This window comes from Acidobacteriota bacterium, assembly GCA_019347945.1.
GTDB lineage: Bacteria > Acidobacteriota > Thermoanaerobaculia > Gp7-AA8 > JAHWKK01 > JAHWKK01.
Window position 1 is genome coordinate 14,701 of sequence record JAHWKK010000015.1, and the last position, 22,414, is coordinate 37,114.

Genomic DNA, 22,414 nt, shown 5'->3' on the forward strand with positions numbered 1-22,414 from the left:
GCGCCACAATGAGACGGGGTCGGGTCTGAACTTGGAACTTAACTCCAAAAGCCATCGAAACACGGAGCATTTCAGTGGTTAAGTTCCAAGTTCAGACCCGACCCCGTCATGCCTCTCCGGCTGTCGGCCGAACGTCCACCAGAGCAGAAACGCAACGGCGAAGATCCCCGCGACGCTGTAGAACTGATCGAGAAGTCCCCATAGATTTTTCGCGACCGGACCGTAGTGCACATCGCTCCACGCACCCAGTTGAAGAGCGTAGATCTTCTTCACATGAATGACAGTGGCGGCGATGTGCGTCGCCCAGAGAATGGCGAGCGAGACCGCGAGTCCCGCCATGTTCCGGTCCGACAGCGGAGCGAGACCGAAGAGGGCGAAGAGCAGAACGAGATTGAACGTGAGCTCTCCAAGCCGGATCACGGGGCGGGGGGACTCACGTGGAAAATCCGCACGTTCGACGATGATCATCCCGGGATCTTCATGTTCCTGCAGCGACGTGACTTCGGGACTTTCGCCCAGCCGGAGAATCCATTCGGTCGGCGCCATCACAAAGGATCGATAGATGCCGATCAGCGCGAGCCAGATGCCCAGACCGACGAGGAACGCGACGCCGACTCTAGCCAGCCGTTTCCAGTTTACTCGGCGAGCCAACTCTGCGGACCCATTCGAAGAAAAATACTACGGCCGAGAATACGATCACGACCTGCCAGACCGCGTTGTGAAAAATCTCGAACAGTTGGGGATGGTACTTCCCGAGGAGGTAGAGGGTCGTAATCCGGATCATGTTGATGATCTGGATGAGCAGCGTTCCGAGCACGATGCCCTGAAGACGGGCGCGCCAGCTCATCGGAAAGGCGAGAATTGCAGCCAGCAGGATCAGCATCGCTTCGATGCCATTGCAGCCGTTTTTCACGTCGACCGCGAATGATGGCGAGGAGATCCTCGTCCCGAACGCCAGGGTTTGCTGGCCCAGCAGATTGAGAATCCAGCTCGCGACCGACGCGATCCCGGAGGTGAACGGGATGATCAGCCGATCATTGATCGGATTCCAGGCGATGAAGGCGAAGCTGGCGAACAGGGTCAGAAGGAAAAGCGTCAGAAACCGCGCGCGCCTCTTACGAAGGAGCATGGATCGGGAAACCGCCCAGGCGCGCAGGCTGTTCCGGGTTGAGGCGAGAAAAAAGAAGGAGAGCCGTTCGGCTCTCCTTCTGACAGGTTACAGGGTGTAGGGGATCAGTTGCTCTTCCGATCTCCGCGATCTCCGTGACCGGATTCGCTTTCGTTTTCGGCGTCCTTCCGGACGTCCTGGCTGAGCGATCTGCTGACGTCGTCGCTCTCCTTGAACTTCCCTTCCTCGTCGCGGCGGACATACCTTTTGTCACCCTTGTGTGGTTCGATCAGTTCGCGTTTGCTCATGTGAAACGGCCTCCTTTCGTGGCTTGCTGAGCTAGTGTTATTAAGAGCAACATCGATGCCGAAAAGGTAACAACTAACGGTCGACACCTGCCCGGCCAGTAACCTTCCCATTCTTTTCCCGTTAGGTATTGTGTGACGGCACCGGGACTGAGGACGCACATCAGCAGGTCGTGGAGATTCTCCTCGCAGCCGGAGCCCGCGAGTAGCTACCGATACTGGAAGCCACAGACGCCGGCGGTCCGGCACGAAGGAGATCTCGGTTGAGACTACAACAGTTGATGATGGCCACTGCGCTGTTCGGCATTTGCGGCGGCTTTCCGCTGACGGCACAGGAGCAGAACGAGACCCCTCCGCCGCGCACCTATCAGATCAGCCCGGCGACCTCGGAGATTCGGGTGGACGGATTTCTCGACGAGGCGGCCTGGACCGATGCAGCGGTGATCAATTTGCCGTGGGAGTGGTTTCCTCAGGTCAATGATCCGGCAGGGACCAGAACCGAGGCCCGCATCACGTTCGACGAGAATCGGCTTTATGTGGCATTCGAGGCATTCGACCCGGATCCTTCGCAGATTCGAGCCTACTATGCGGACCGCGACACCGCCTTTCTCGACGATACGGTCGGAATCACGATCGACACGTTCAACGATCAGCGACGCGCATTTCAATTTCGAGTGAACCCGCTGGGAGTGCAGATGGAGGCGATCAACAGCGACGTCGATCAGTCGGAGGACTGGTCGTGGAACATCATCTGGGACGCGGTGGGACGGATCACGACCGATGGGTACGTCGTCGAAATGGCCGTTCCATTCAGTCAGCTGCGGTTTCCGCGCGCGAGCGGCGCTCAGACGTGGGGAATCCTCATGACGCGGGATCGTCCTCGCAGTGTGAGGCACAGGCTTCGTTCTGCTCCGCTGGATCAGGAGCGCAACTGCTTTGTCTGCCAGCTGGAGGACGCGAGCGGATTTCGCCAGATCGAGCCCGGTCGCAATCTCGAGCTCGATCCGACAATTACGGCGGCCCGCACCGACGTTCTGACTGACTTCCCAGGGGGGCGTCTCGAGAGCGGCGATACGGACTTCGACGCCGGTATCACGGCGAGGTGGGGGGTCACGCCGAACATCACGGTGAACGCCGCGATCAATCCGGATTTCTCGCAGGTGGAAGCCGATGCAGCGCAGCTGGACGTGAATACGACGTTCGCGCTTTTCTTTCCCGAGAAGCGACCGTTCTTCCTCGAGGGAGCCGATTTTTTCAACACACCGGTCAGGGCGGTGTTCACCAGAAGTATCGCTGATCCAATTGCTGGTCTGAAGGTGACGGGGAAGGAGGGCTCGAACGCTTTCGGGCTCTTTGCAACCCTCGACGAAATCAACAACCTGATCTTCCCCGGCTTCGAACGTTCCCGACGAATCTCGCTCGACCAGGAAGTGTTCGCCTCGGTGCTTCGCTACAGGCGTGACATCGGTGAACGATCGACTCTCGGCGGACTTTACGCCGGACGTGATGGCGACGGTGGCTACTCGAACCACGTCTATGGAGTCGATGGCGTCTTCCAGCTCACCGAATCCGACACGATTACGTATCAGGCGCTCGGGTCGACGACGTCGTATCCGTTCGACGTTGCCACGGCGTTCGGTCAGCCGGATGACTCGTTCAACGGTTACGCGGCCAGAGCCCGGTACCGGCATTCGGACCGTAACTGGTTCTGGCACCTCGATTACGACGACTATTCGACCGACTTCCGTGCCGACAGCGGTTTCGTTCCGCAGGTCGGATATCGAGAGCTGAGCGCGGGTGTCGAGCGGACGTTCTACGGGTCGGAAGACACCTGGTTTCGCCGCTTCTTCGTTTTTCTCGGAGCGGACAAGACTGACCAGCACGACGGCATCGCGGACGAATGGGGAGCGGATCTGTCCGTGGCCTATTCGGGACCGATGCAGTCGTTTCTCCGGGTTGCTCTGGCACCCAACGAGGAGTTCTTCGATGGAGTCCACTATGACAACTTCCGCCAGAATATCTACGGTGAATTCCGCCCGACCGGGTGGCTCTACGCCGGCGCATTCGTCGGCTGGGGCGAGACGATCGATCGCGCGAATTCACGACAGGGCGATTTCTTCACGATCGAGCCGATGGTTCAGCTGAAAGTCGGGCGCCGCACCGAGGCCGAGCTTCGGCACGTGTATCAGACCCTGGATGTTCTGCCCGGGGAGCTGTTCAATGTGCACCTGAGCCAGCTTCGCGTCCTCTACCACCTCAATCTCAGGACCTTCGTTCGAGCCATCGTTCAGTACGAGAACCTCGATCTCAATCCGCTCGCCTACACTTTTCCGGTTCCCGACGACAGCGAGGAGCTCTTCACGCAGCTTCTTTTCTCCTACAAGCTCAATCCGCAGACCGTTCTGCTCGCCGGCTACTCCGACGGCCGAGAGGGACTCGACGAGATCGCTCTCACGCAGACCGATCGGACGTTCTTCATCAAGGTCGGCTATGCGTGGCTGTTCTGAGGGGCGGTTGCCAGTTGCCGGTTGCCGGTGTGGAACCAGGCTGATGGTTGACCACTCTGTCGCCCGCTGAAGCGGGCTCGAGACTGAATTTGGAAAAGCTTCTGTCCCCCGGCTGAAGCCGGGGGCTAAGATCTGTCGCCCGCTGGCGCGGGCTGGCCGGATCCCGAACGCGGAAACGGTGGAAGCGCTCAGGGCAGAAAGCAGAGCCGAGCACCCTTGCCGCCACCTGAGGGTGGTAACAATCAACGTGGACAAGAGTGGCAACCATCAACCCTGGTTGCACACCGGTTGCCGGCGAGGGATGGTCTCGCATCCTCCAGGAAGTGTGGAACCCGCATCGCGTGCGAAAGAACCAACGCCAAGCGCTAACCGTTGCCGGGCGAAAGAACCAACGCCAAGCGCTAACGTTGCAGGCTCGCGCAAAACAGACATATCGACAAAGCCGCCGAAGGCGGCGACAGTTCTTAGCCCCCGGCTTCAGCCGGGGGACAGGAGCTTGTCCGAAAATCAGTGCGAGCCCGCTTCAGCGGGCGACAGAGTGGTAACAATCAATCTATAGATCTCACAATCTACCTGGGTCGTACCCCGACAACTGGCCCCCGGCAACCGGCAACATCGATACACTCTCCCCGGGAGATTGATCGATGCGAACTTCTGACGCCATACCGTACCTTGTCCTCCTGTTTGTCGCGTGTGCCGGTACCAACCCGTCGACGACGGCCACTGCACGAAGCCCCGAGCCCGTCGTCTCCGAGGCCGCGCGCCTGCACGACCTTTTCGAGCGAGAGTGGCAGCTGAGTCTCGAGGAGAATCCGATCGCGGCGACCTACGCCGGGATTCACGACTACGACGACCGCATGCCCGACGTGAGCCCCGGGGCAATTCACGAGGCTGCAAAGCGCCGGGCCCTCTTTCTGGAAGAGCTACATCAGATCGATCCGGCGAAGCTTTCAGACCTGGATCGAGTCTCCTGGCAGATGTTCGAGAGCTCCCTCGAGGAGACGATCGCGCACGATCGTCTCCGAACCCATGAGATGCCGATCGATACCGACAGCGGGTTCCACAGCTCGCTCACATTCATTAAGAGGGTGATGCCCTTCGATTCGGTGCGCGGCTACGAAAATTACATTGCGCGCCTCGAGGCGATGCCGGCCTACATCGACCAGCAGATCGAGAACATGAAGTCGGGACTGAAGCGGGGATTCACCCAGCCGCGCGAGATTCTCGGCGGGGTGGAGGGGACGATCGCGGCGCATGTGATTGACGATCCGACCGAAAGTGTATTTTTCGATCCCTTCGAGGAGTTTCCCGCGGTGATCGGCACGGCGGAGCGGAACCGGCTGAGGGCCGAAGGGGTCGCCGCCATCGACGGAGTCAGCGCCGCCTACGAGAAACTGAGGACATTCTGGACCGAATCATACGTTCCGGGGGCGCGCACGACGCTCGGTGCCGGCCAACTGCCCGGTGGAGAAGAGTACTACCGCCATCAGATCCGCCACTACACCACGCTCGACCTCTCCCCCGGGGAGATCCACGCGATCGGCCTGGCGGAGGTCGCGAGGATCCGCGGAGAGATGATGGAGATCATCCGGGGCACTGGCTTCGCAGGCTCGTTCGATGAGTTCCTGGAGTTCCTCCGGACCGATCCACGTTTCTACGCGGAAACACCGGAGCAATTGCTCGAGCGCGCCGCATGGATCGCCAAGAGCATGGACGGGAAGCTCCCCTCGCTCTTCCGGACGCTGCCACGACAGCCGTACACGGTCGAGCCGGTTCCTTCGCACATCGCCGAGACGTATACGGCGGGCCGATACCTCTCGGCCCCGAAGGATGGGACGCGCGCGGGCACTTACTGGGTGAATACTTCGAAGCTCGACAGCCGCCCGCTCTATACGCTCGAGGCGCTGACGTTTCACGAGGCGGTGCCGGGACACCATCTGCAGAACGCGTTGGCCGAAGAGCTGACGGGACTGCCTGAGTTCCGGCGGCAGACATATCTTTCGGCTTTCGGGGAGGGGTGGGGTCTGTATTCGGAGTGGCTGGGGATCGAGGCGGGCTTCTACCAGGATCCGTACAGCAACTTCGGCAGGCTGACGTACGAGATGTGGCGGGCATGCAGACTCGTGGTCGATACGGGAGTTCACGCGATGGGGTGGACGCGGCAGCAGGCGCGCGATTATCTGGCTGCCAACACGGCACTTTCGCTTCACGAGGTGTCGACCGAGGTCGACCGGTACATTTCCTGGCCGGCGCAGGCTCTTTCCTACAAGATGGGGGAGCTGGAGATCCGACGTTTGCGGAGGAAAGCCGAGGAGATACTGCAAGATCGATTCGATGTCCGATCCTTTCACGACGCCGTGCTCCTGAACGGCTCGGTCCCGTTGCCGATCCTGTCCGATCAGATCGATCGGTACATCGAGGAGCGGCTCGCGGCGGCGGATTGAGCTTCCGCCAGGGCGTCTCAGCTGGCTCACCGGCGCAGAACGAGACATTTCTGAGCGATGAAACGAGCGGATCGCTCCAATAGAATCCGAAGGGTTGTTGTATGGATCTCCAGGAGGACTCGATATGCAGAAGAAGCTCTGTGTCATGGCGTTCATGGCATTTCTGATGTGCGCCGGTGCCGCGATCGCTCAGGAAGAGGAAGCAGCGATGAGCGCCGAGGAGATGGCGATGATGCAGGCGTTCGAGAAGGCGGGGACGCCTGGCGAGCAGCATGCGCGACTCGCGAAGATGGCGGGAGAGTGGAAGGTCGCCGGGAAATTCTGGATGGAACCCGGAGATCCGGTCGTGTCCGAGGGGACGTCGAGCCGCAGGATGATGCTCGATGGGCGAGTACTCGCGGAGTCGTTTACCAGCGAATTCATGGGAGTGCCCTTCGCTGGGCACGGTATGACTGGTTATGACAACGTCACCGGCAAATGGTGGACGACCTGGAATGACTCGATGAGCACCGGGATATTGACGATGGAGGGTCAGTGCACCGAGTCGGGCGATGTCTGTACATGGATCGGGTCGAACATCGATCCGATGACCGGGAAGACGATGTACACGAAGATGGTCGGGCGATCCCGGAACGACCGGGAGACCATCGAATCATGGGTGATCGGACCGGACGGAAAAGAGACCAGAACGATGGAGCTCGTCTACACCCGAAAGAAGGAGTGACTCACCCTGAACCCTCGGCCTTCGCTCAGCCGAAGAACAGATAGGTCACGAAGATCGCTCCGATGATTCCGGCGGCGTCGGCGGCGAGTCCCGCGCCGACGGCGTGACGGGTCCGGCGGATTCCGACCGAACCGAAGTAGACCGCCAGCACGTAGAACGTCGTTTCGGTGCTCCCCTGGATGATGCTCACGAGTCGCCCGGCGAACGAATCGGCGCCCAGGGCCTCCATCGTCTCGATCATCATTCCGCGCGCGCCGCTTCCCGACAGAGGCCGCATCAGCGCCGTCGGCATTCCGTCGACCCAGCGCGTGTCGAGCCCGGCGAAGGCGACGAGATTTCTCACGGCGTCGAGAAAGAGATCGAGAGCGCCGCTCGCTCGCAGAATGCCGATGGCGACGAGCATGGCGATCAGAAACGGGATGATTGTGATTGCTACGGTGAACCCTTCTTTGGCTCCCTCGACGAAGGTCTCGTAGACCGGCTCCTTCTTCCACAGAGCCATCGTGAGAAACGCGATGATCACGCCGAAGATGACGAAGTTCGAAACGAGCGCAGTCTGAGCCTCCATGACTTCGCGCGGAAGGGTCGCGAAGTACCAGACGATGGCGGCAATGATCGCGGTGAAGCCGGCCAGGTAGGCGAGAACCACCGGTTGCCATAGCCGGAGCTTCTGAATTGCCGCGGTCACGATCAGGCCGGCCATCGTCGAACAGAATGTGGCGACGAGCAGAGGGATGAAGACATCGGTCGGATCGGCGGCTCCGAGCTGCGAGCGGTAGACGAAAATCGTGATCGGGATGAGCGTCACGGCGGAGGTATTGATGACGAGGAAGAGGATCTGGTCGTCGGTCGCCGTCTCGGGCTCCGGGTTGAGCGTCTGCAGCTCCTTCATCGCCTTCAGTCCGAGCGGTGTCGCGGCGTTGTCGAGTCCGAGCATGTTTGCGGCCATGTTCATCACGATTGCTCCGGTTGCCGGATGACCTTCAGGGATACCGGGGAAGAGGCGTCGGAGAAGTGGAGCAAAGAGTCTGGCCATCAGGTCGACGGCGCCCCCTCGCTCTCCGAGCTTCATGATGCCGAGCCAGAGGCACATTACGCCGGTCAGACCGATCGCGATCTCGAACCCCGTCTCGGCCATGGTGAATGCGGCTGCAACCATGTCGGCCCACACCGAGGCTTCCCCGAGAGCGACCCATCGTCCGAAGGCGGTCAGAAAGGCGACGATGAAGAATGCACCCCAGATCTTGTTGAGCATCGCGCGATAGCTTAAACGAGAATTCTCCCGTCACGAGGTAGCATCGGATCTGCAGGTCCGTGGTCGGAGTGGAAGATCGGGATCTGCACGAGGCTTTGCGGCGATACGAGGACTGGCGCCGGGCGCGCCGGCTCAGACGGGAGAGCGGAAGCGCCCGGATCAGCGCGGAGGAGCTTTCGACGCTCGCCGGGCTCGAGGATCTCGTCGGGACTTTTTCGACGGATACACGCAATCGCTGGCTGGACATCGTTGACGAACTGCGCGGGCGCAACGAGAGCGACGACTGCCGGTGTGGTCATCATCGGAGCCAGCACCTCGATGGAAGAAGCTGTGATCAGGTGGTCGGATGCTCGACCGTGTGCGACTGCGGAGCCTTCGAGCCCGGAGCGCGGGCCGGTTCGGAAGAAGTCGGGGCCGGCCAGAGTTGAGGAGCGACGAAACCGGTGTCACCACGTTCAGGCGCCGGACGGGTGAATGGATGGATATGCAGATTCGCGAGCTCCCGGATCATGACGGCGAAAAGGTTCGGGTGTCGGGCTGGCTGTACAACAAGCGGGGATCGGGGAAGCTGCAGTTTCCGATCGTGAGGGATGGAAGCGGCGTCGTTCAGTGCGTCGTCTCCAAAAAGGAAGTCGACGAGAAAACGTGGGGCGAGGTCCTGCGTGCGACGCAGGAGTCGACAGTGCGGGTCACCGGGGTGGTGAAGAAAGAGGATCGCGCTCCGGGGGGTGTGGAGATTCACGTCGAGACCTTCGAAGTCCTTCACGAGACGATCGATTTTCCGATCACGCCGAAGGAGCACGGGACGGCATTTCTGATGGATCACCGCCATCTCTGGCTCCGCTCGTCGCGACAGCATGCAGTTCTCCGGATCAGGAGCGAGGTGGAACAGGCGTGCCGCGACTTTTTCTACGACCGTGACTTCGTCCTGATCGACTCGCCGATCCTGACGCCGGCGGCATGCGAGGGAACCTCGACACTCTTCGAGACCGATTACTTCGGCGAAAAGGCCTTTCTCTCACAGTCGGGCCAGCTCTATCTGGAGCCGGCGGCGGCGGCGCTCGGTAAGGTGTACTGCTTCGGTCCGACATTCCGCGCCGAGAAATCGAAGACGCGGCGGCATCTGATGGAGTTCTGGATGATCGAGCCGGAAGTTGCCTTTCTCGAGTTCGACGGTCTGATGGAGCTCGCTGAGGAGTTCGTCGAGTACGTGGTCGGCAGGGCGGCGGAGCGCTGCAGGACGGAGCTCGACACGCTCGAGCGTGACGTATCGAAGCTGGAGGGAATCACGCGCCCGTTTCCGCGCGTGCGTTACCACGACGCAATCGAGCTTCTCCGGTCAAAGGGGATGCACGTGAAGCCCGGCGACGATTTCGGGGCCGATGAAGAGACCATGATCGCCGAGTCCTTCGACAAACCCGTGATGATCACGCACTATCCGGCGGCGATCAAGGCGTTCTACATGCAGCCGGATGCCGGCGATCCTTCGCTCGCGCTGGCACTCGACATGATTGCGCCCGAGGGATATGGTGAGATCATCGGCGGCTCGCAGAGAATCCATGATCACGACCTTCTGGCCCAGCGCATTCGAGAGCACGATCTGCCGGTCGAGGCGTTCCAGTGGTATCTCGATGTTCGGAAGTATGGCTCGTTCGTACATTCCGGATTCGGGATGGGGATCGAGCGGGTCGTAGCATGGATCTCGGGAGTGAAGCATCTTCGCGAGTGCATTCCGTATCCGCGGATGCTGACTCGAATGTATCCGTAAGGCGAGCGACGAGAGACGAGCGGCGAGGTGCGAGCGCCGCGCGGTGTAAATCCCGGAAAGATCCGGGGGGGGTTTCACGATTCACTCAGCTCAAAGCCGGACCGCCGATTCACCAGCTACCGTCGGATTCGTTGCTTCGCTTCCCCTGATGAAAAGACCACGAAATTGTGTGGACTTCGACCTTTTGCAGCGCTTCGCTTGGCCTGATGTCCCACCCTGCAAGGTCCCTCGCTTGCCCACCCGACCGCCCGCTCGGGACGACGTCGGTTCGAGTATGGGGTGCGGAGTTTTACGGGCTCCGGTTTTCATTCCCGCTTCACCGGCGCAACGCGCAGGTCAATTGCTCAGGATGACAGGGGCGAATCCGCGTATTGGTGTAGGCCGGGCAGCCCTGGCTCCCCTCGTTCCGAACCCCGTGTCCCGTGCCCCGCAAATCCCCTCGAGCGGGAAGGGACGCCCATGAGCCTGCGCATCATTCCCCTCGGGGGACTCGGGGAGTTCGGCCGCAACACGATGGTGTTCGAGACCGGGAGGTCGGCCATCATCGTCGACTGCGGAATGTCTTTTCCGGAACCATCGACGCTCGGAGTCGACGTCGTACTGCCGGATCTCACCTACGTCGAATCAATTCGCGAAAAAGTTCACGGCATATTTCTCACCCACGGCCACGAAGATCACATCGGAGCCGTACCGTATCTCGCGAATATCGTCGATGCGCCGATTTTCGGGCGGCCCCTCACGCTGGCATTCGTGAAGGAGAAGTTCGTCGAGATGCCACCGGCGAATGACGTCGACCTGCGAGTCATCCGGCCGCGCGAGGCCGTGGAGGTGGGCGACTTCCGGGTCGAGGCGATTCATGTCACGCACTCGATCGTCGATGCGGCGGCGTTCGCCATCCAAACCCCGGAAGGAATGGTGATTCACACGGGGGACTACAAGTTCGATCCGACGCCGGTCGCCGGGCCCCCGTCGGATCTCGCTCGGTTCGGCCAGTTGGGGGATGAAGGGGTCACGTTGCTGGTGGGAGACTCGACCAACTCGATGTCGCCCGGAGTCTGCGGTTCGGAATCGTCGGTGGGCCGGTCGCTCGAAAAGTATTTCGAATCGAGTGAAGGAAGAATCTTTTTCACGACATTCGCGTCTCACGTTCATCGCCTCCAGCAGGTCGTCGAGCTCGCGGAGGAATTCGACAGGCGAATCTGGCTCGTCGGAAGGAGTCTCATCGAGAATGTCGCGCACGCCGAGCGGCTCGGGTATCTGTCGATTCCGAGGCACGTGAGAGGGGACGGCAAGACGGTCGACGACGACGATCTCGACGCGGTGATCATCTGTTCCGGCTCCCAGGGAGAACCGAACTCCTCACTCGCGAGGATCGCCCGCCGCGAGCACCGGGTCGCGACCGTCGTTCCGGGAGACATGGTGATCTTTTCGGCGAGAACGATTCCGGGCAACGAGCGAAGTGTGATGCATGTGATCGATCATCTGCTCGACTCCGGTGCGGAGATCGTTTACGAACAGGAAGGCATTCATGTTTCCGGGCACGCCTACCTCGAGGAGCTGAAAACGATGTTCACGTTGACCCGGCCTCGCTTCTTCATCCCCGCGCACGGTTCCCGACTCAATCTCGAGCGGCATGCGGAAGTTGCCGAGGCGATGGGGATAGAGCCGAACGCGGTCCTCCGGATCGTCAATGGTGACGTTGCGGAGATTGATGGAGACGTCGCCCGGATTCTCGATGAAAAAGTCCCTGCAGGTCGGGTTTTCGTCGACAGAGAACAGGAAGAGGTTCCGACGCTCGTTGTGCGCGATCGGCAACATCTGGGCGAAGACGGGTTCGTGATCGTCGTTGCCGCGATCGACCAGCAGGCTGGCGAGCTCGTTCGAGATCCCGAGATCATCACGAGAGGAGTCATCCACGTTGACGCCAACCAGGCCTTCATCGACGAGGTACGGAAACTGCTAAGGGACGCGATGAACGACGCGTCGCTCGACGAGATACGCGACGTTGAAAACGTACAGGAAATGATGCGACGCGAGTTGAAGCGATTCTTCCGAAAGCGCCTGGGACGGCGACCGATGATCCTCCCCGTCGTGTGGGAGATGTGACCGTTTGACGATCGTCCAGGCAATCGTACTCGGTCTCGTTCAGGGCCTCACCGAATTCATACCCGTCAGTTCCACGGGGCATCTGAGGGTGATCCCCGACCTTCTCGGCTGGGGTGACCCCGGCGCGGCCGCCTCGGCCGTCATCCAGCTCGGCACGCTCCTGGCCGTTCTGATCTACTTTTTCAGGGATATCGTGAACCTGACAACCGCCTTCTTCCGGGGAATCGTTTCCCGGAAACCGCTTGCAGACCAGGAGTCGCGTCTGGCGTGGCTGATCATCCTGGGGACCATCCCCATCGGAATTTTCGGGCTGACGTTCAAGGACTTCATCGAAACCCGAGCGCGCAATCTCTGGATCGTGGCTTTCGCTCTGATCGCGATCGCGATTCTCCTGATGATCGCCGAGGCCTATGCAAGGAGGCGGGAATCGAAAGAGATGGAGGAGATCACCGTCATGGATACGGTGATCATCGGTTTCGGGCAGGCGCTCGCGCTGATTCCCGGCATGTCACGATCCGGTTCGACGATCATGACGGGCTTGTTTCGAAAGCTGAACCACCGGGCAGCCGCGCGCTTCTCCTTTCTCCTCAGCATCCCCGCGATCGGAGCGAGCGGGGTTTTCGAGCTCCTTGCGGAATGGGATCATCTGGCAGATCTCGGATGGGTGCCGATGTTCGTGGCGATCTTCTTCGCGTTTCTGTCGGGCTGGGCGTCGATCTGGTTCCTTCTCCGCTTTCTCGAAAAGCACACGACGCACGTATTCGCCTGGTACCGGATCGCACTGGGGCTGCTCATCATGGGATTGCTGCTCGCCGGTACGGTCCAGCCGTACTGAGAGGCGAGAGACGAGAGGCGATGGCCGAGAGGCGAGAGAAGTTGGCTTGCTACGCTCGCATCAGCAGAGCAGAGTGTGTCGAATGGGCGAAAACGATGATTCACGATCGCTTCCTGCCTCGGCGCCGTTTTCGTCGAATCAGCCAGACTGCGAACAGTCCGGCTGCCACCGCCACGATCACGCCGGCGCGGCGAGCCTGAGAAGCGGGTTGATCATCTCGATCGGATACGCGTCCCGTCAGCGCCTGCTCGACGAGCTGAGCGGTGTGAAAGGGCTTGCTGCCGGAGAGCTGGCGAACCTGTTCCCTGCAGGAGAAGCCGTCGGCGACGACGATGGCCTCCCGGGGAGCGGAACGGATCGCTGGCAGAAGCTCCCGGTTCGCGATTGCCACTGAAACATCGAACTTGTGAGCTTCGAATCCGAACGCTCCCGCCATTCCGCAACAGCCGATGTCGCCGTTCAGACGGCGAACACCGATGGAAGTGAGAACGTCGTCGTCGACCGTCGATGTCGAGAGTGCTTTCCGATGGCAATGTGACTGAACGATCGCGTCGACGGGGGCCATCGACGGGAGCTCGGCCGAGAGCAGCGGCTGCCGGACGAGCTCCTGAAACGTGATGAACTGGGTGGACAGCGCCTTGGCTCGCGGATCGTCCGGAAAAAGATTCAGGAGCTCGTCGCGGAAAACCGACGTGCAGCCCGGCTCGAGACCGACGATGGGCGTTCGTGCATCGATCTCCGGCTCGAGGCGATCCAGAATGTTCGCGAGCTTCTTTTTCGCGAAGTGCAGAAAGCCGAAATCGTAGAAGGGGCGTCCGCAGCAGAGTCCTTCCGGGGAGAGATCGACACGGAATCCGAGTGCTTCGAGGGAAGCGATGGCAGAGCTCCCGATTTCGGGATTGAAGCAATCGGTGAAGGTATCGGCCCAGAGGATGACGCGTTTGCCGTCACTCACCCGGGGTTCCCGCGCCCGGTGCATGCGCTGCAGCGATTTCGGGGCGAATCGGGGCAATTCACGCCCCTGCGAGATGCCGGCAAGCCGCTTACCGAAGCTGCCGGCGAGACTTGTCATCGCGTTCGTCAGCCCGGGATAGCGGGAGCCGAGCCTGGCCCACTCCGGGATCAGACCCATGGTGTACGCAGCGCGGGGTCTCGCTCTCCCTTTGTAGTAGTGATGCAGGAACTCCGATTTGTAGGTGGCCATGTCGACACCGACCGGGCATTCCGATTTGCACGCCTTGCAGGAGAGACAGAGATCGAGCGCCTCGCGAACCTCGTCGGATTTCCATCCCCGGTCGAGAACGCTGCCGTCTATCATCTCGAAGAGAAGGCGTGCACGGCCGCGGGTCGAGTGCTTCTCTTCACGCGTCACCATGTAGCTGGGGCACATCGTTCCCCCCTCGGTGCGCCGGCACTCACCGACGCCGACGCAGCGGATCATCGCGTTGGTGAAGCTGCCTTCGTCCTGTTCGTAGGCGAAAGCGGTGTCGGTTCGCATCGGCTGCCACTGCGCTCCGAGACGGAGGTTGGAATCGATCGGATAGGGATCGACGACCTTCCCCGGATTCATCCGCCCCTCCGGGTCCCAGGCTCGTTTGAACTCGCGAAACGCCTCGATCAGCTCGTCGCCGAACATGATCGGAAGGAGCTCCGCCCGCGCCTGGCCATCACCATGCTCACCCGAGAGCGATCCGCCATGTCTCACGACCAGATGTGCGGCCCGTTCGACGAACTCGCGGAAAAAGGCGATCCCCTCGTTCGATTCCAGGTCGAAGTTGATCCGCGTGTGCACGCAGCCGTCACCGAAGTGGCCATAGAGATTCGAGCGGTATCCGTACTCGTTCATCAGACTGCGAAGCTCGCGGAGGTAGGAGCCGAGGCGATCGGGCCGGACGGCGGCGTCCTCCCACCCTTCCCATGCGTGCGGCTGGCCCGGAACGACGGCGGTGGCTCCGAGCGCCGATTCGCGAGTCTTCCAGACGAGGCGGGCCAGCTGGGGATCGTCGAAGATTCTGATGGAGGGGCGGTTCTTCCGTTTCCGCTGCATCATCGCGACGAACTCCGCGACGCGCTCGCCGAGCTCCTCAGAGGAGTCGGCTCCGTGCTCGACGAGCAGCCATCCTCGACCCTCCGGGAGAAGATCGGCGGCTTCCGGGTAGAGGTTCTTCTTCCGCATGTCGCGAATGAGGTTGTCGTCGATTCCCTCGAGTCCGATCGGTGCGCCTTTCATGACCGCGGGGACCATGTCCGCAGCAACGTAGACGTCGTCGAAGCCGAGGACCACCAGAGAGCGGTAAGGCGGGCTTGGAACGAGCCTCGCGGCGGCCTCGAGCACGAAGACGCACGTCCCTTCCGTACCGACGAGCGATCGGGCGACATTGAAGCCGTGCTCCGGAAGGAGTTGCTCGAGGTTGAATCCGGAGACGTTTCGGGGAATGGGCGGAAACTTCTTTCTGATCAGGTCGCCGTAGCGGTCCCGGATGGAGCGGAGCTCGGAGTAGATCTGACCGCGCCGGCCTCCGGCAGCGATGATCGATGCGAGGTCGTCCTCGGAGGTGGGCCCGACGACCATTTCGACCCCGTCGGCGGTCAGAACCCGCATCGATTCGATGTTCGCATCGGTCTTGCCGGACATGATCGAATGAACGCCGCAGGAGTTGTTGCCGATCATTCCACCGAGGGTGCAGCGGCTGTGAGTCGCCGGGTCGGGACCGAATGTGAGCCCGTGCACTTCGGCGGCGTCACGGAGCCGGTCGAGGACGACGCCCGGCTCGACTCGGGCGATCCGCCGGACGGGATCGAGCTCCAGGATGCGGTTCATGTACTTCGAGGTGTCGATGACGACCGCGACGTTGCAGCACTGCCCGGCGAGGGAGGTGCCGCCACCTCGCGCGAGAATCGGTGCACCGTGATCGCGCGCGATCCTCAGAGTGGCGACGACGTCGTCTTCATCCCGCGGAACGACGAGACCGATGGGGACCTGACGGTAGTTCGACGCATCGGTGGAGTACATTGCCCGGGCACCGTGATCGAATCGGACTTCTCCGCGAACCGCTTCGCGAAGATCGCTCGAGAGGCGCTCGGCATCACCGTTCCAATTCGTCATCTCTGAAGTATTACCGCGTCGGACTCGTCGGACAAGTCAGACACGTCGGACTGTCCGACTCACTCCCACTCGATCGTGCTGGGAGGCTTGGACGAGACGTCGTAGACGACCCGGTTGATCCCCTTCACTTCGTTGACGATGCGCCTTGAAATATGGTCGAGGACGTCGGGAGGAAACCGATACCAGTCGGCGGTCATGAAGTCGCTGGTCGTCACGGCACGGAGTGCACAGACGTTCTCGTAGGTTCGCTGGTCACCCATGACGCCGACACTTCGCACCGGAAGGAGGACGGCGAGCGCCTGAGCGATCTCGTCGTAGAGACCAGCTCGCCGGATCTCGTCGACGAAGATGGCGTCGGCCTGCTGGAGGATCGCGACGCGCTCGGCGGTGACTTCTCCGAGAATGCGGACCGCGAGCCCGGGTCCCGGGAACGGATGCCGCCAGACGAACTCACGCTCGAGTCCGAGCTCCACGCCGAGCTGGCGGACCTCGTCCTTGAAGAGCTCTCTCAGTGGCTCGATCAGCTTCAGCCCCATCTTCTCCGGCAGGCCGCCGACGTTGTGATGGGTCTTGATGACGGCGGACGGTCCACGGACGGAGACGGACTCGATGACGTCGGGATAGAGGGTTCCCTGCACGAGATATTCGACTTCTTCGATCTTCCGGGCTTCTTCTTCGAAGACGGCGATGAACTCGTAACCGATGAAGCGCCGCTTCAGCTCGGGATCGTCGATTCCGGCGAGCTTGGAGAGAAAACGCTCACGTGCATCGACCGCCACGACGTGGAGACCGAGCCCGTCGCTCAGCCTCGAAACGACCTGCAGCGCCTCGTCCTTGCGAAGGACGCCATTGTCGACGAATACCGCCGTGAGCTGCTCGCCGATTGCACGGCCGACGAGGAGTGCGGCGACGGACGAATCGACCCCGCCGCTGACGGCTGCGATCACGCGACTCGAGCCGACGGTTTCCCGGATCTCAGCGATCTTGCGATCGCGAAACCCCTCGATACTCCAGTCGGCGCTGCTCTCGCAAATTCCGAAAACGAAATTGCGGAGGATTTTCGATCCCTCTTCGGTATGAGAAACCTCCGGGTGAAACTGGATTCCGTAAATCTTCCGGTCATGATTCGCGAAGGCGGCGAGGGGGGCGTTGGCCGACGAGGCAATCGTCGTGAAGCTCGAAGGAGATTTCGTGATGCGATCGCCATGGCTCATCCAGACGCGCTGTCGTGATGCAGTTCCTTCGAAAAGGGGAGATGAGGTCGTCTCGATCGTTGCGGCTCCGTACTCACGATGCGTCGCCGGCTCAACCTCGCCATCCAGAAGGTGAGCGGTCAGCTGCATCCCGTAGCAAACGCCAAGAACCGGGATCCCCATGTCGAAAACCTCGCGCGAGCAATGGGGTGCTTGCTCGGCGAAAACCGATTGCGGCCCTCCGGAGAGGATGATGCCGGCGGGCTTCATACGGCGAATTGCTTCCGGGTCGAAATCGTATGGGTGAATCTCGCAGTAGACCTCGAGCTCGCGAATCCTTCGTGCGATCAGCTGCGTGTATTGCGAGCCGAAATCGAGGATGAGGATGGAGGATTCCTGAGCGGTCAAGAAGCGGTGTTCCTTTCGAAGGACGGCGCGGCGCGGAAACAAAAACGGCCGCCCGTTGGGGCGGCCGTTGAATGATACACGTGCGGATTTCGAATCAGAAGATCAGGCGGACCGCGGCCTGGTACTGGCGGGGCTGCCCGGTGAAGGAGTTTTCACGACCGAAATTCGGGTTTCTCGTGAAGTTCCAGCCCGAGCTGCTTCTGAAGGAGCCGCTGAAGTAGGTCTGGTTGCTGAACGAAACGACCGTATTGTCTTCGTTGAGCGCGTTGAAGACCTCGCCGATGAGCTCGATACCGAAGTCGTTCCAGATCCGAAACTCCTTGCTGAGGCGAATGTCGAGCGTCGAAAAGTTCGGCTGCTCGAACGAGTTGCGCTCCATGATCGTCGCGCCGCGCTCGGCAAGGAATGCGGCGAGCTCCTCTCGGCTCGATCCGTTGGCCTGAGTCAGATCGATGATCGCCCCGTCGCGGTCGACGAAGACCGGCGTGTTGACGCCGACCTGGAACAGGCCGTTGAGCCCGCTCCTTCCGGCGTTTATCTCGGCGGTGTACGGCGAGCCGCTATTCCAGCGATAGATGCCGGAGAGATTGATGCCGAATGGAAACTCATAGGTGCCGGAGAGCACGGCGCGATGCTCGATGTTGTAGTCCGCGCGGCCTTCGCTGAGCTCCGGATTGAAAGGATCGTAGCTGCGCGAGCTCGAGGTGGAACGCTCATTCGAGTCCTGGTCGATGGCTTCCGACCACGTGTAGTGAGCGAGCCACGAGAAGCGGCTGTCGCTGGTTGCGTATTTGCGGGTTGCGAGAGTGATCGACTCGTAAGTTCCCTCGGCGTCGCTGACGTGCATCTTGATGTCGCGGAACGTCGGGTACGCGGCACCGCTCCGCCCGGCGGAGTAGGCCGGTAGATTGCCGTAGACGATGCCCGTCGGAACGGCGTTGATGTTGACCAGTCTCTGCTGGTTGGTCAGGTCGGCGTAGACGCCTTCGATCGAGACGCTGTACATCCGGCCGAGCTGCTGCTCGTAGCCGAGGCTCATCCGCGTCGATTCCTGGTTCTCGAGCTCAGGAGAGACCAGCGTCAGATCCGAGGCCGACCGGACGAACTGCGCGAACTCGTCCTCGGGCACAATGTTCGGATACGTGGGACATGGGTTTCTGCTGCAGATCAGCACGATCCGGTTGTAGTTACCCGAGATCTCGGCGAGCGGCGCAGCGTACAGAATCGATGGAATCGGTGTGAAGTACCTTCCAACCCCGCCGCGGATGACCGAGCGGCCATCAGCACGAAGGTCATATGCGAAGCCGAACCTCGGTGCGAAGTTGTCGTCGTCGTTGTTGAAGTTGTCGACGAACTCCGGAAACTGCGGGAATGCATTGCGATGCGGGGTCGGGATGTCCTGGAGGTCATACCGCAGACCGAAGTCGAGCGTGAGGTTGTCGTTGTATGTCCAGCTGTCCTGAATGAAGGCTCCCCAGGCGTTGTAATCGAACTCGGTCACCCCATCGGTGGGACCGCTGCCCTGGTCGAGACGGGAGGGGTTGTTGGCGAGAAAATCCTCGACCGAATCGAAAAAGTACTGGCCGGCATTTTCGCGGGGAAACAGATTGTAGATGTCGGTGGTGAGGTACTCGACCCCGCCCTTGACGTAATGGTTGCCCATGAGCCAGGACGCCTTCTCCTTGATCTGCAGTTTCTTCTCGTCGGTTCGGTTGGGGAGAAACTCGCTGCGCCCGAATCGGATGTCGAACGGTCCCAGATCGATGCGGGTCTCGGGCAGATTCATCTCGAGGGCGTTGATGGGACGCTCCTCGACACCGTACTGGACGATCAGCTGATTGAAGATCGAGTCGGTCAGCACGGAGTCGAGCTCGAGGACCGTGGAGTTGACGGTGTTGAACTCATCTCCCTGATTCGAGAGCATTCGCGGTGACTCACTGGGGGAGTTGTGGTAATCGGCGTAGTTGTGCCGGAGGGAGAAGTGATGGTTGGAGCCGATGTTGGCGTCGAGCTTCGCGAGATACGTCTCCTGGTCGTCGTCGCTCGCGTACTGGAACTGCTGGTCCAGAGCGCCACCGAGAAGCTGATCGATTCTGGATGTCAGCGCGTTCTGCGTGGCGGGATCGAGGTTCTGAAAACTGCTGCTGAGACGGAAGTCGTTCGCCGTGATCTGCTCGTTGATGTCCTGAAAGTCTGCGGTGAGAAAGTAGTGGAGAACATCCGTCATGATCGGACCGCCGACGGCGACGCCGTACTGGTCGACGTCACGGGCGTCGAAGAAGTCGACGACGTTCTGACCGTCGATCGTGGCCTCTCGCTCGTCGGCCCATGAGGCGTCGCGTTTGTAGTAGAAAAGCTGCCCTTCCATCTCGTTCGTACCGCTCTTGGTGATCGCGTTGACCGTCCCGCCTACGCCCCGGTTGTACTCGGCGCTGTAGGTGGAGCGGATGACCTGCATTTCCTGGATAGCGGCCTGCGAGAAAACGAAGGGCGCTTCGGTGCCTCCACGCTCTTCACCGAAGAAGTCCGAGTTGGCCTCGGCTCCGTCGATGTTGAAATCGGTCGCGATGCCACGTGCTCCGTTGAGGGCGACGCGACCGCCGAAGGCGTCCGTCACACCGGGCGTGAGCGAGACGAGATCCTTGAAGTCTCGTCCGAGAATCGGCAGATTCTGGATCTGCTCTTCACTCACCGAATATGTGACATCGGACTCCGTCGCGTCCACGACCGGAGCTTCGGCCGTGACGATGATCTCCTCGGAGAGTTGGGGATTGAGCGTGAGCGAAACGTCAGTGGTGGCGCCTAGCCGGACCATGACGTTCTCGCGCGTCTCCTGTCCGAGCCCGACCAGCTGCGCCGAAACCCGATACGAGCCGGGAGGTAGAAGGGCGAGGATGAAGTTTCCGTCGACGTCGGTGTAACCGACTCGCGACAGACCGGTGTTCTGATTCGTGGCCGTGACGGTGACGCCGGGCAGCGGCGATCGGCTCGAGTCGGTGACCTTGCCGCGAATCTCACCGGAGGTCTGGCTCGTCTGCGCGAGAGCAGGAATGGTGAGAACAGCGCACAGCACGGCCATGACCGAGAATTTGAACCTGGACATGTTGCCTCCTGAAAAGGGTTTGGGGATGATTGGAATCTTCATGAGAATCGTCGAGGCTGACAGCCTAATGCCGACCAGCTCGAACATCAACTATTTTGATCGTTTTTGGTAATGCGCGCCTGCGCTGGCTGTGAATCCGATGTAAAAAAATCATCGTCAGAAACTCTGCAGAAACTCCTCGTTGGAATCGAATTTCTGCAGCTTTTCGAGCAGCATTCTCATCGCGTTGAGGGGGTCGGTGCCCGCCAGTGCCCGGCGCAGCTGGTGGATCTTCGGGAGAACCGACGAATCGAGCAGCTTTTCTTCCTTGCGAGTACCGCTTTGCGGGATGTTCATGGCGGGGAAGATCCGGCGCTCGAACAGGCCCCGCTCGAGAACGATCTCGGTGTTGCCCGTCCCTTTGAATTCCTGGAAGATGACCTCATCCATCCGGGAGCCGGTGTCGACCAGAGCGGTCGCGACGATCGTCAGCGAGCCCCAGTTCTCGGCATTTCGAGCCGCGCCGAAGAACCGTCGGGGCTTCTCCATGGTTCGGGCATCGATTCCTCCCGACATGATCCGGCCGCTTCCCTTCTGTTGATTGTTGTAGGCACGAGACATCCTGGTGATCGAGTCGCAGAGGATGACGACGTCTTCTTTGAGCTCCACGAGCCGCCGCGCTCGTTCGAGAACGACCTCGGCGATCGTGATGTGATTCTCCGCCGTCTCGTCCGAGCTGGACGCAATTACGTCCCCCTGCACGGAGCGACGCATGTCGGTGACTTCCTCGGGGCGCTCGTCCACGAGAAGGACGAGAACGATCACTTCGGGATGATTCGTTTCGATACCGTGCGCGATGTCTTTCAGAAGCGTCGTCTTTCCGGCTTTCGGGGGAGCGACGACCAGGCAGCGCTGACCCTTGCCGATCGGAACGAGAAGGTCGAGCACACGTGTGGTGAGGCGCTGCGATTCGGTCTCGAGCTTGAACTGCTCGGTGGGATCGATCGAGATCAGATCGGCAAACGGATGTCTTTGCTCCTGATAGTCCTCGATGGAACGCCCTTCGATCTTCTCGACATCGTCGAGAACCAGCCCGCGGGTCGTCTGGTTGGCAATTCCTTCGATCAGAATGCCGTCGTCGAGGCGCAGCTTGTCGATGATCGAGCGGGGAACCTGCGGATCGGCTGGTTGGGGGACGTAGTTGTTGAGAGTGTCGAGAAGAATGCTCTGCCCGTTCGGTTTTGTCCAGAGGACCCCCTGGACGCGTTCGGGCTCGCCGGTGATCTGCAGCGGTTGCTGCTGAGCCGTGGAAGGGGCTCGCCCCTTCCGCTTTCGCCTGGGACGTTTCCGTCGGCGTTGCGCGTCGTTCATCTGAGCGTCATCGGGCCTGGCAGAACCGTCGGACTCGGCGGAGCTACCGCCTCGCCGTCTGCGGCGGCGGCGCCTGCGGGGTGGATTGTCTTCAGTCGTCATGCAGGGAATCCTTTCGGAAACCAGTCTCGCTCGAAAAGAGCGATCGTGAATTGCCACGATCCGTCACGCGGAGGTTCTCGACGCGTGGCGTCTCCCGGGC

General features: G+C 60.9%; 15 protein-coding genes. 7 read left to right on the plus strand and 8 right to left on the minus strand.

Annotated elements, in window-relative coordinates; all coding sequences use genetic code 11:
• Positions 1 to 78 precede the first annotated feature (78 nt).
• From KY459_10745 to KY459_10755, 3 genes are all read right to left on the minus strand, one after another.
• Positions 79 to 651, minus strand: coding sequence for a hypothetical protein (locus KY459_10745; protein MBW3565192.1), 573 nt, complete (start codon positions 649 to 651; stop codon positions 79 to 81).
• A complete protein-coding gene (gene xrtH, locus KY459_10750) occupies positions 617 to 1,129 on the minus strand; it encodes an exosortase H (GenBank protein ID MBW3565193.1) in 513 nt (170 codons plus the stop codon). The genes KY459_10745 and xrtH overlap by 35 nt, the downstream gene beginning before the upstream one ends.
• A 104-nt stretch (positions 1,130 to 1,233) precedes the next feature.
• A complete protein-coding gene (locus KY459_10755) occupies positions 1,234 to 1,416 on the minus strand; it encodes a hypothetical protein (GenBank protein MBW3565194.1) in 183 nt (60 codons plus the stop codon).
• Positions 1,417 to 1,676: 260 nt separating this feature from the next.
• On the opposite strand from KY459_10755, the gene KY459_10760 reads away from it, so the two are divergent.
• From KY459_10760 to KY459_10770, 3 genes are all read left to right on the plus strand, one after another.
• Positions 1,677 to 3,920, plus strand: a complete 2,244-nt coding sequence (locus tag KY459_10760) for a carbohydrate binding family 9 domain-containing protein (protein MBW3565195.1) — start codon at positions 1,677 to 1,679, stop codon at positions 3,918 to 3,920.
• Positions 3,921 to 4,564: 644 nt separating this feature from the next.
• A complete protein-coding gene (locus KY459_10765) occupies positions 4,565 to 6,364 on the plus strand; it encodes a DUF885 domain-containing protein (GenBank protein MBW3565196.1) in 1,800 nt (599 codons plus the stop codon).
• 124 nt (positions 6,365 to 6,488) lie between these two features.
• Entirely contained in the window at positions 6,489 to 7,088 is a 600-nt protein-coding gene (locus KY459_10770; GenBank protein MBW3565197.1) for a DUF1579 domain-containing protein, read from the plus strand.
• A 25-nt stretch (positions 7,089 to 7,113) separates the two neighbouring features.
• Here the strand turns inward: KY459_10770 and KY459_10775 are convergent, their stop codons facing one another.
• Positions 7,114 to 8,343: a hypothetical protein gene (locus KY459_10775; protein MBW3565198.1), complete on the minus strand. Its 1,230-nt coding sequence runs from the start codon at positions 8,341 to 8,343 to the stop codon at positions 7,114 to 7,116.
• A gap of 68 nt (positions 8,344 to 8,411) precedes the next feature.
• Here KY459_10775 and KY459_10780 point away from each other — a divergent pair, with 68 nt between their 5' ends.
• The 4 genes from KY459_10780 (at position 8,412) to KY459_10795 (ending at position 13,052) form a co-directional block, all read left to right on the plus strand.
• Positions 8,412 to 8,771, plus strand: coding sequence for a hypothetical protein (locus KY459_10780; GenBank protein MBW3565199.1), 360 nt, complete (start codon positions 8,412 to 8,414; stop codon positions 8,769 to 8,771).
• Between the two features lie 50 nt (positions 8,772 to 8,821).
• Entirely contained in the window at positions 8,822 to 10,111 is a 1,290-nt protein-coding gene (gene asnS / locus KY459_10785; protein ID MBW3565200.1) for an asparagine--tRNA ligase, read from the plus strand.
• 459 nt (positions 10,112 to 10,570) lie between these two features.
• Positions 10,571 to 12,217 carry a ribonuclease J gene (locus KY459_10790; protein ID MBW3565201.1) on the plus strand — a complete coding sequence of 549 codons (1,647 nt, stop codon included), beginning with the start codon at positions 10,571 to 10,573 and terminating at the stop codon, positions 12,215 to 12,217.
• A 4-nt stretch (positions 12,218 to 12,221) separates the two neighbouring features.
• Positions 12,222 to 13,052 carry an undecaprenyl-diphosphate phosphatase gene (locus tag KY459_10795; GenBank protein ID MBW3565202.1) on the plus strand — a complete coding sequence of 277 codons (831 nt, stop codon included), beginning with the start codon at positions 12,222 to 12,224 and terminating at the stop codon, positions 13,050 to 13,052.
• 100 nt (positions 13,053 to 13,152) lie between these two features.
• On the opposite strand, the gene KY459_10800 is transcribed toward KY459_10795, so the two are convergent.
• From KY459_10800 to rho, 4 genes are all read right to left on the minus strand, one after another.
• The gene (locus KY459_10800; GenBank protein MBW3565203.1) at positions 13,153 to 16,158 is read right to left on the minus strand and encodes an FAD-binding oxidoreductase; all 3,006 of its coding nucleotides are present in this window, start codon (positions 16,156 to 16,158) and stop codon (positions 13,153 to 13,155) included.
• Positions 16,159 to 16,217: 59 nt separating this feature from the next.
• On the minus strand, positions 16,218 to 17,759 hold the full coding sequence (gene guaA, locus KY459_10805; GenBank protein ID MBW3565204.1) for a glutamine-hydrolyzing GMP synthase: 1,542 nt from the start codon (positions 17,757 to 17,759) through the stop codon (positions 16,218 to 16,220).
• Positions 17,760 to 17,853: 94 nt separating this feature from the next.
• Complete coding sequence (locus KY459_10810; GenBank protein ID MBW3565205.1) at positions 17,854 to 20,862, minus strand: TonB-dependent receptor; 3,009 nt, start codon at positions 20,860 to 20,862, stop codon at positions 17,854 to 17,856.
• A 156-nt stretch (positions 20,863 to 21,018) separates the two neighbouring features.
• Positions 21,019 to 22,314: a transcription termination factor Rho gene (gene rho / locus KY459_10815; GenBank protein ID MBW3565206.1), complete on the minus strand. Its 1,296-nt coding sequence runs from the start codon at positions 22,312 to 22,314 to the stop codon at positions 21,019 to 21,021.
• Positions 22,315 to 22,414: the final 100 nt, after the last annotated feature.

Bases quoted from the DNA above. Each gene is read 5' to 3' on its own strand.
- xrtH (MBW3565193.1), bottom strand. From the start codon at position 1,129: ATGCTCCTTCGTAAGAGGCGCGCGCGGTTTCTGACGCTTTTCCTTCTG.
- KY459_10800 (MBW3565203.1), bottom strand. From the start codon at position 16,158: ATGACGAATTGGAACGGTGATGCCGAGCGCCTCTCGAGCGATCTTCGC.
- KY459_10765 (MBW3565196.1), top strand. From the start codon at position 4,565: ATGCGAACTTCTGACGCCATACCGTACCTTGTCCTCCTGTTTGTCGCG.
- KY459_10775 (MBW3565198.1), bottom strand. From the start codon at position 8,343: ATGCTCAACAAGATCTGGGGTGCATTCTTCATCGTCGCCTTTCTGACC.
- KY459_10810 (MBW3565205.1), bottom strand. From the start codon at position 20,862: ATGTCCAGGTTCAAATTCTCGGTCATGGCCGTGCTGTGCGCTGTTCTC.
- asnS (MBW3565200.1), top strand. From the start codon at position 8,822: ATGGATATGCAGATTCGCGAGCTCCCGGATCATGACGGCGAAAAGGTT.
- KY459_10755 (MBW3565194.1), bottom strand. From the start codon at position 1,416: ATGAGCAAACGCGAACTGATCGAACCACACAAGGGTGACAAAAGGTAT.
- rho (MBW3565206.1), bottom strand. From the start codon at position 22,314: ATGACGACTGAAGACAATCCACCCCGCAGGCGCCGCCGCCGCAGACGG.
- KY459_10770 (MBW3565197.1), top strand. From the start codon at position 6,489: ATGCAGAAGAAGCTCTGTGTCATGGCGTTCATGGCATTTCTGATGTGC.
- KY459_10790 (MBW3565201.1), top strand. From the start codon at position 10,571: ATGAGCCTGCGCATCATTCCCCTCGGGGGACTCGGGGAGTTCGGCCGC.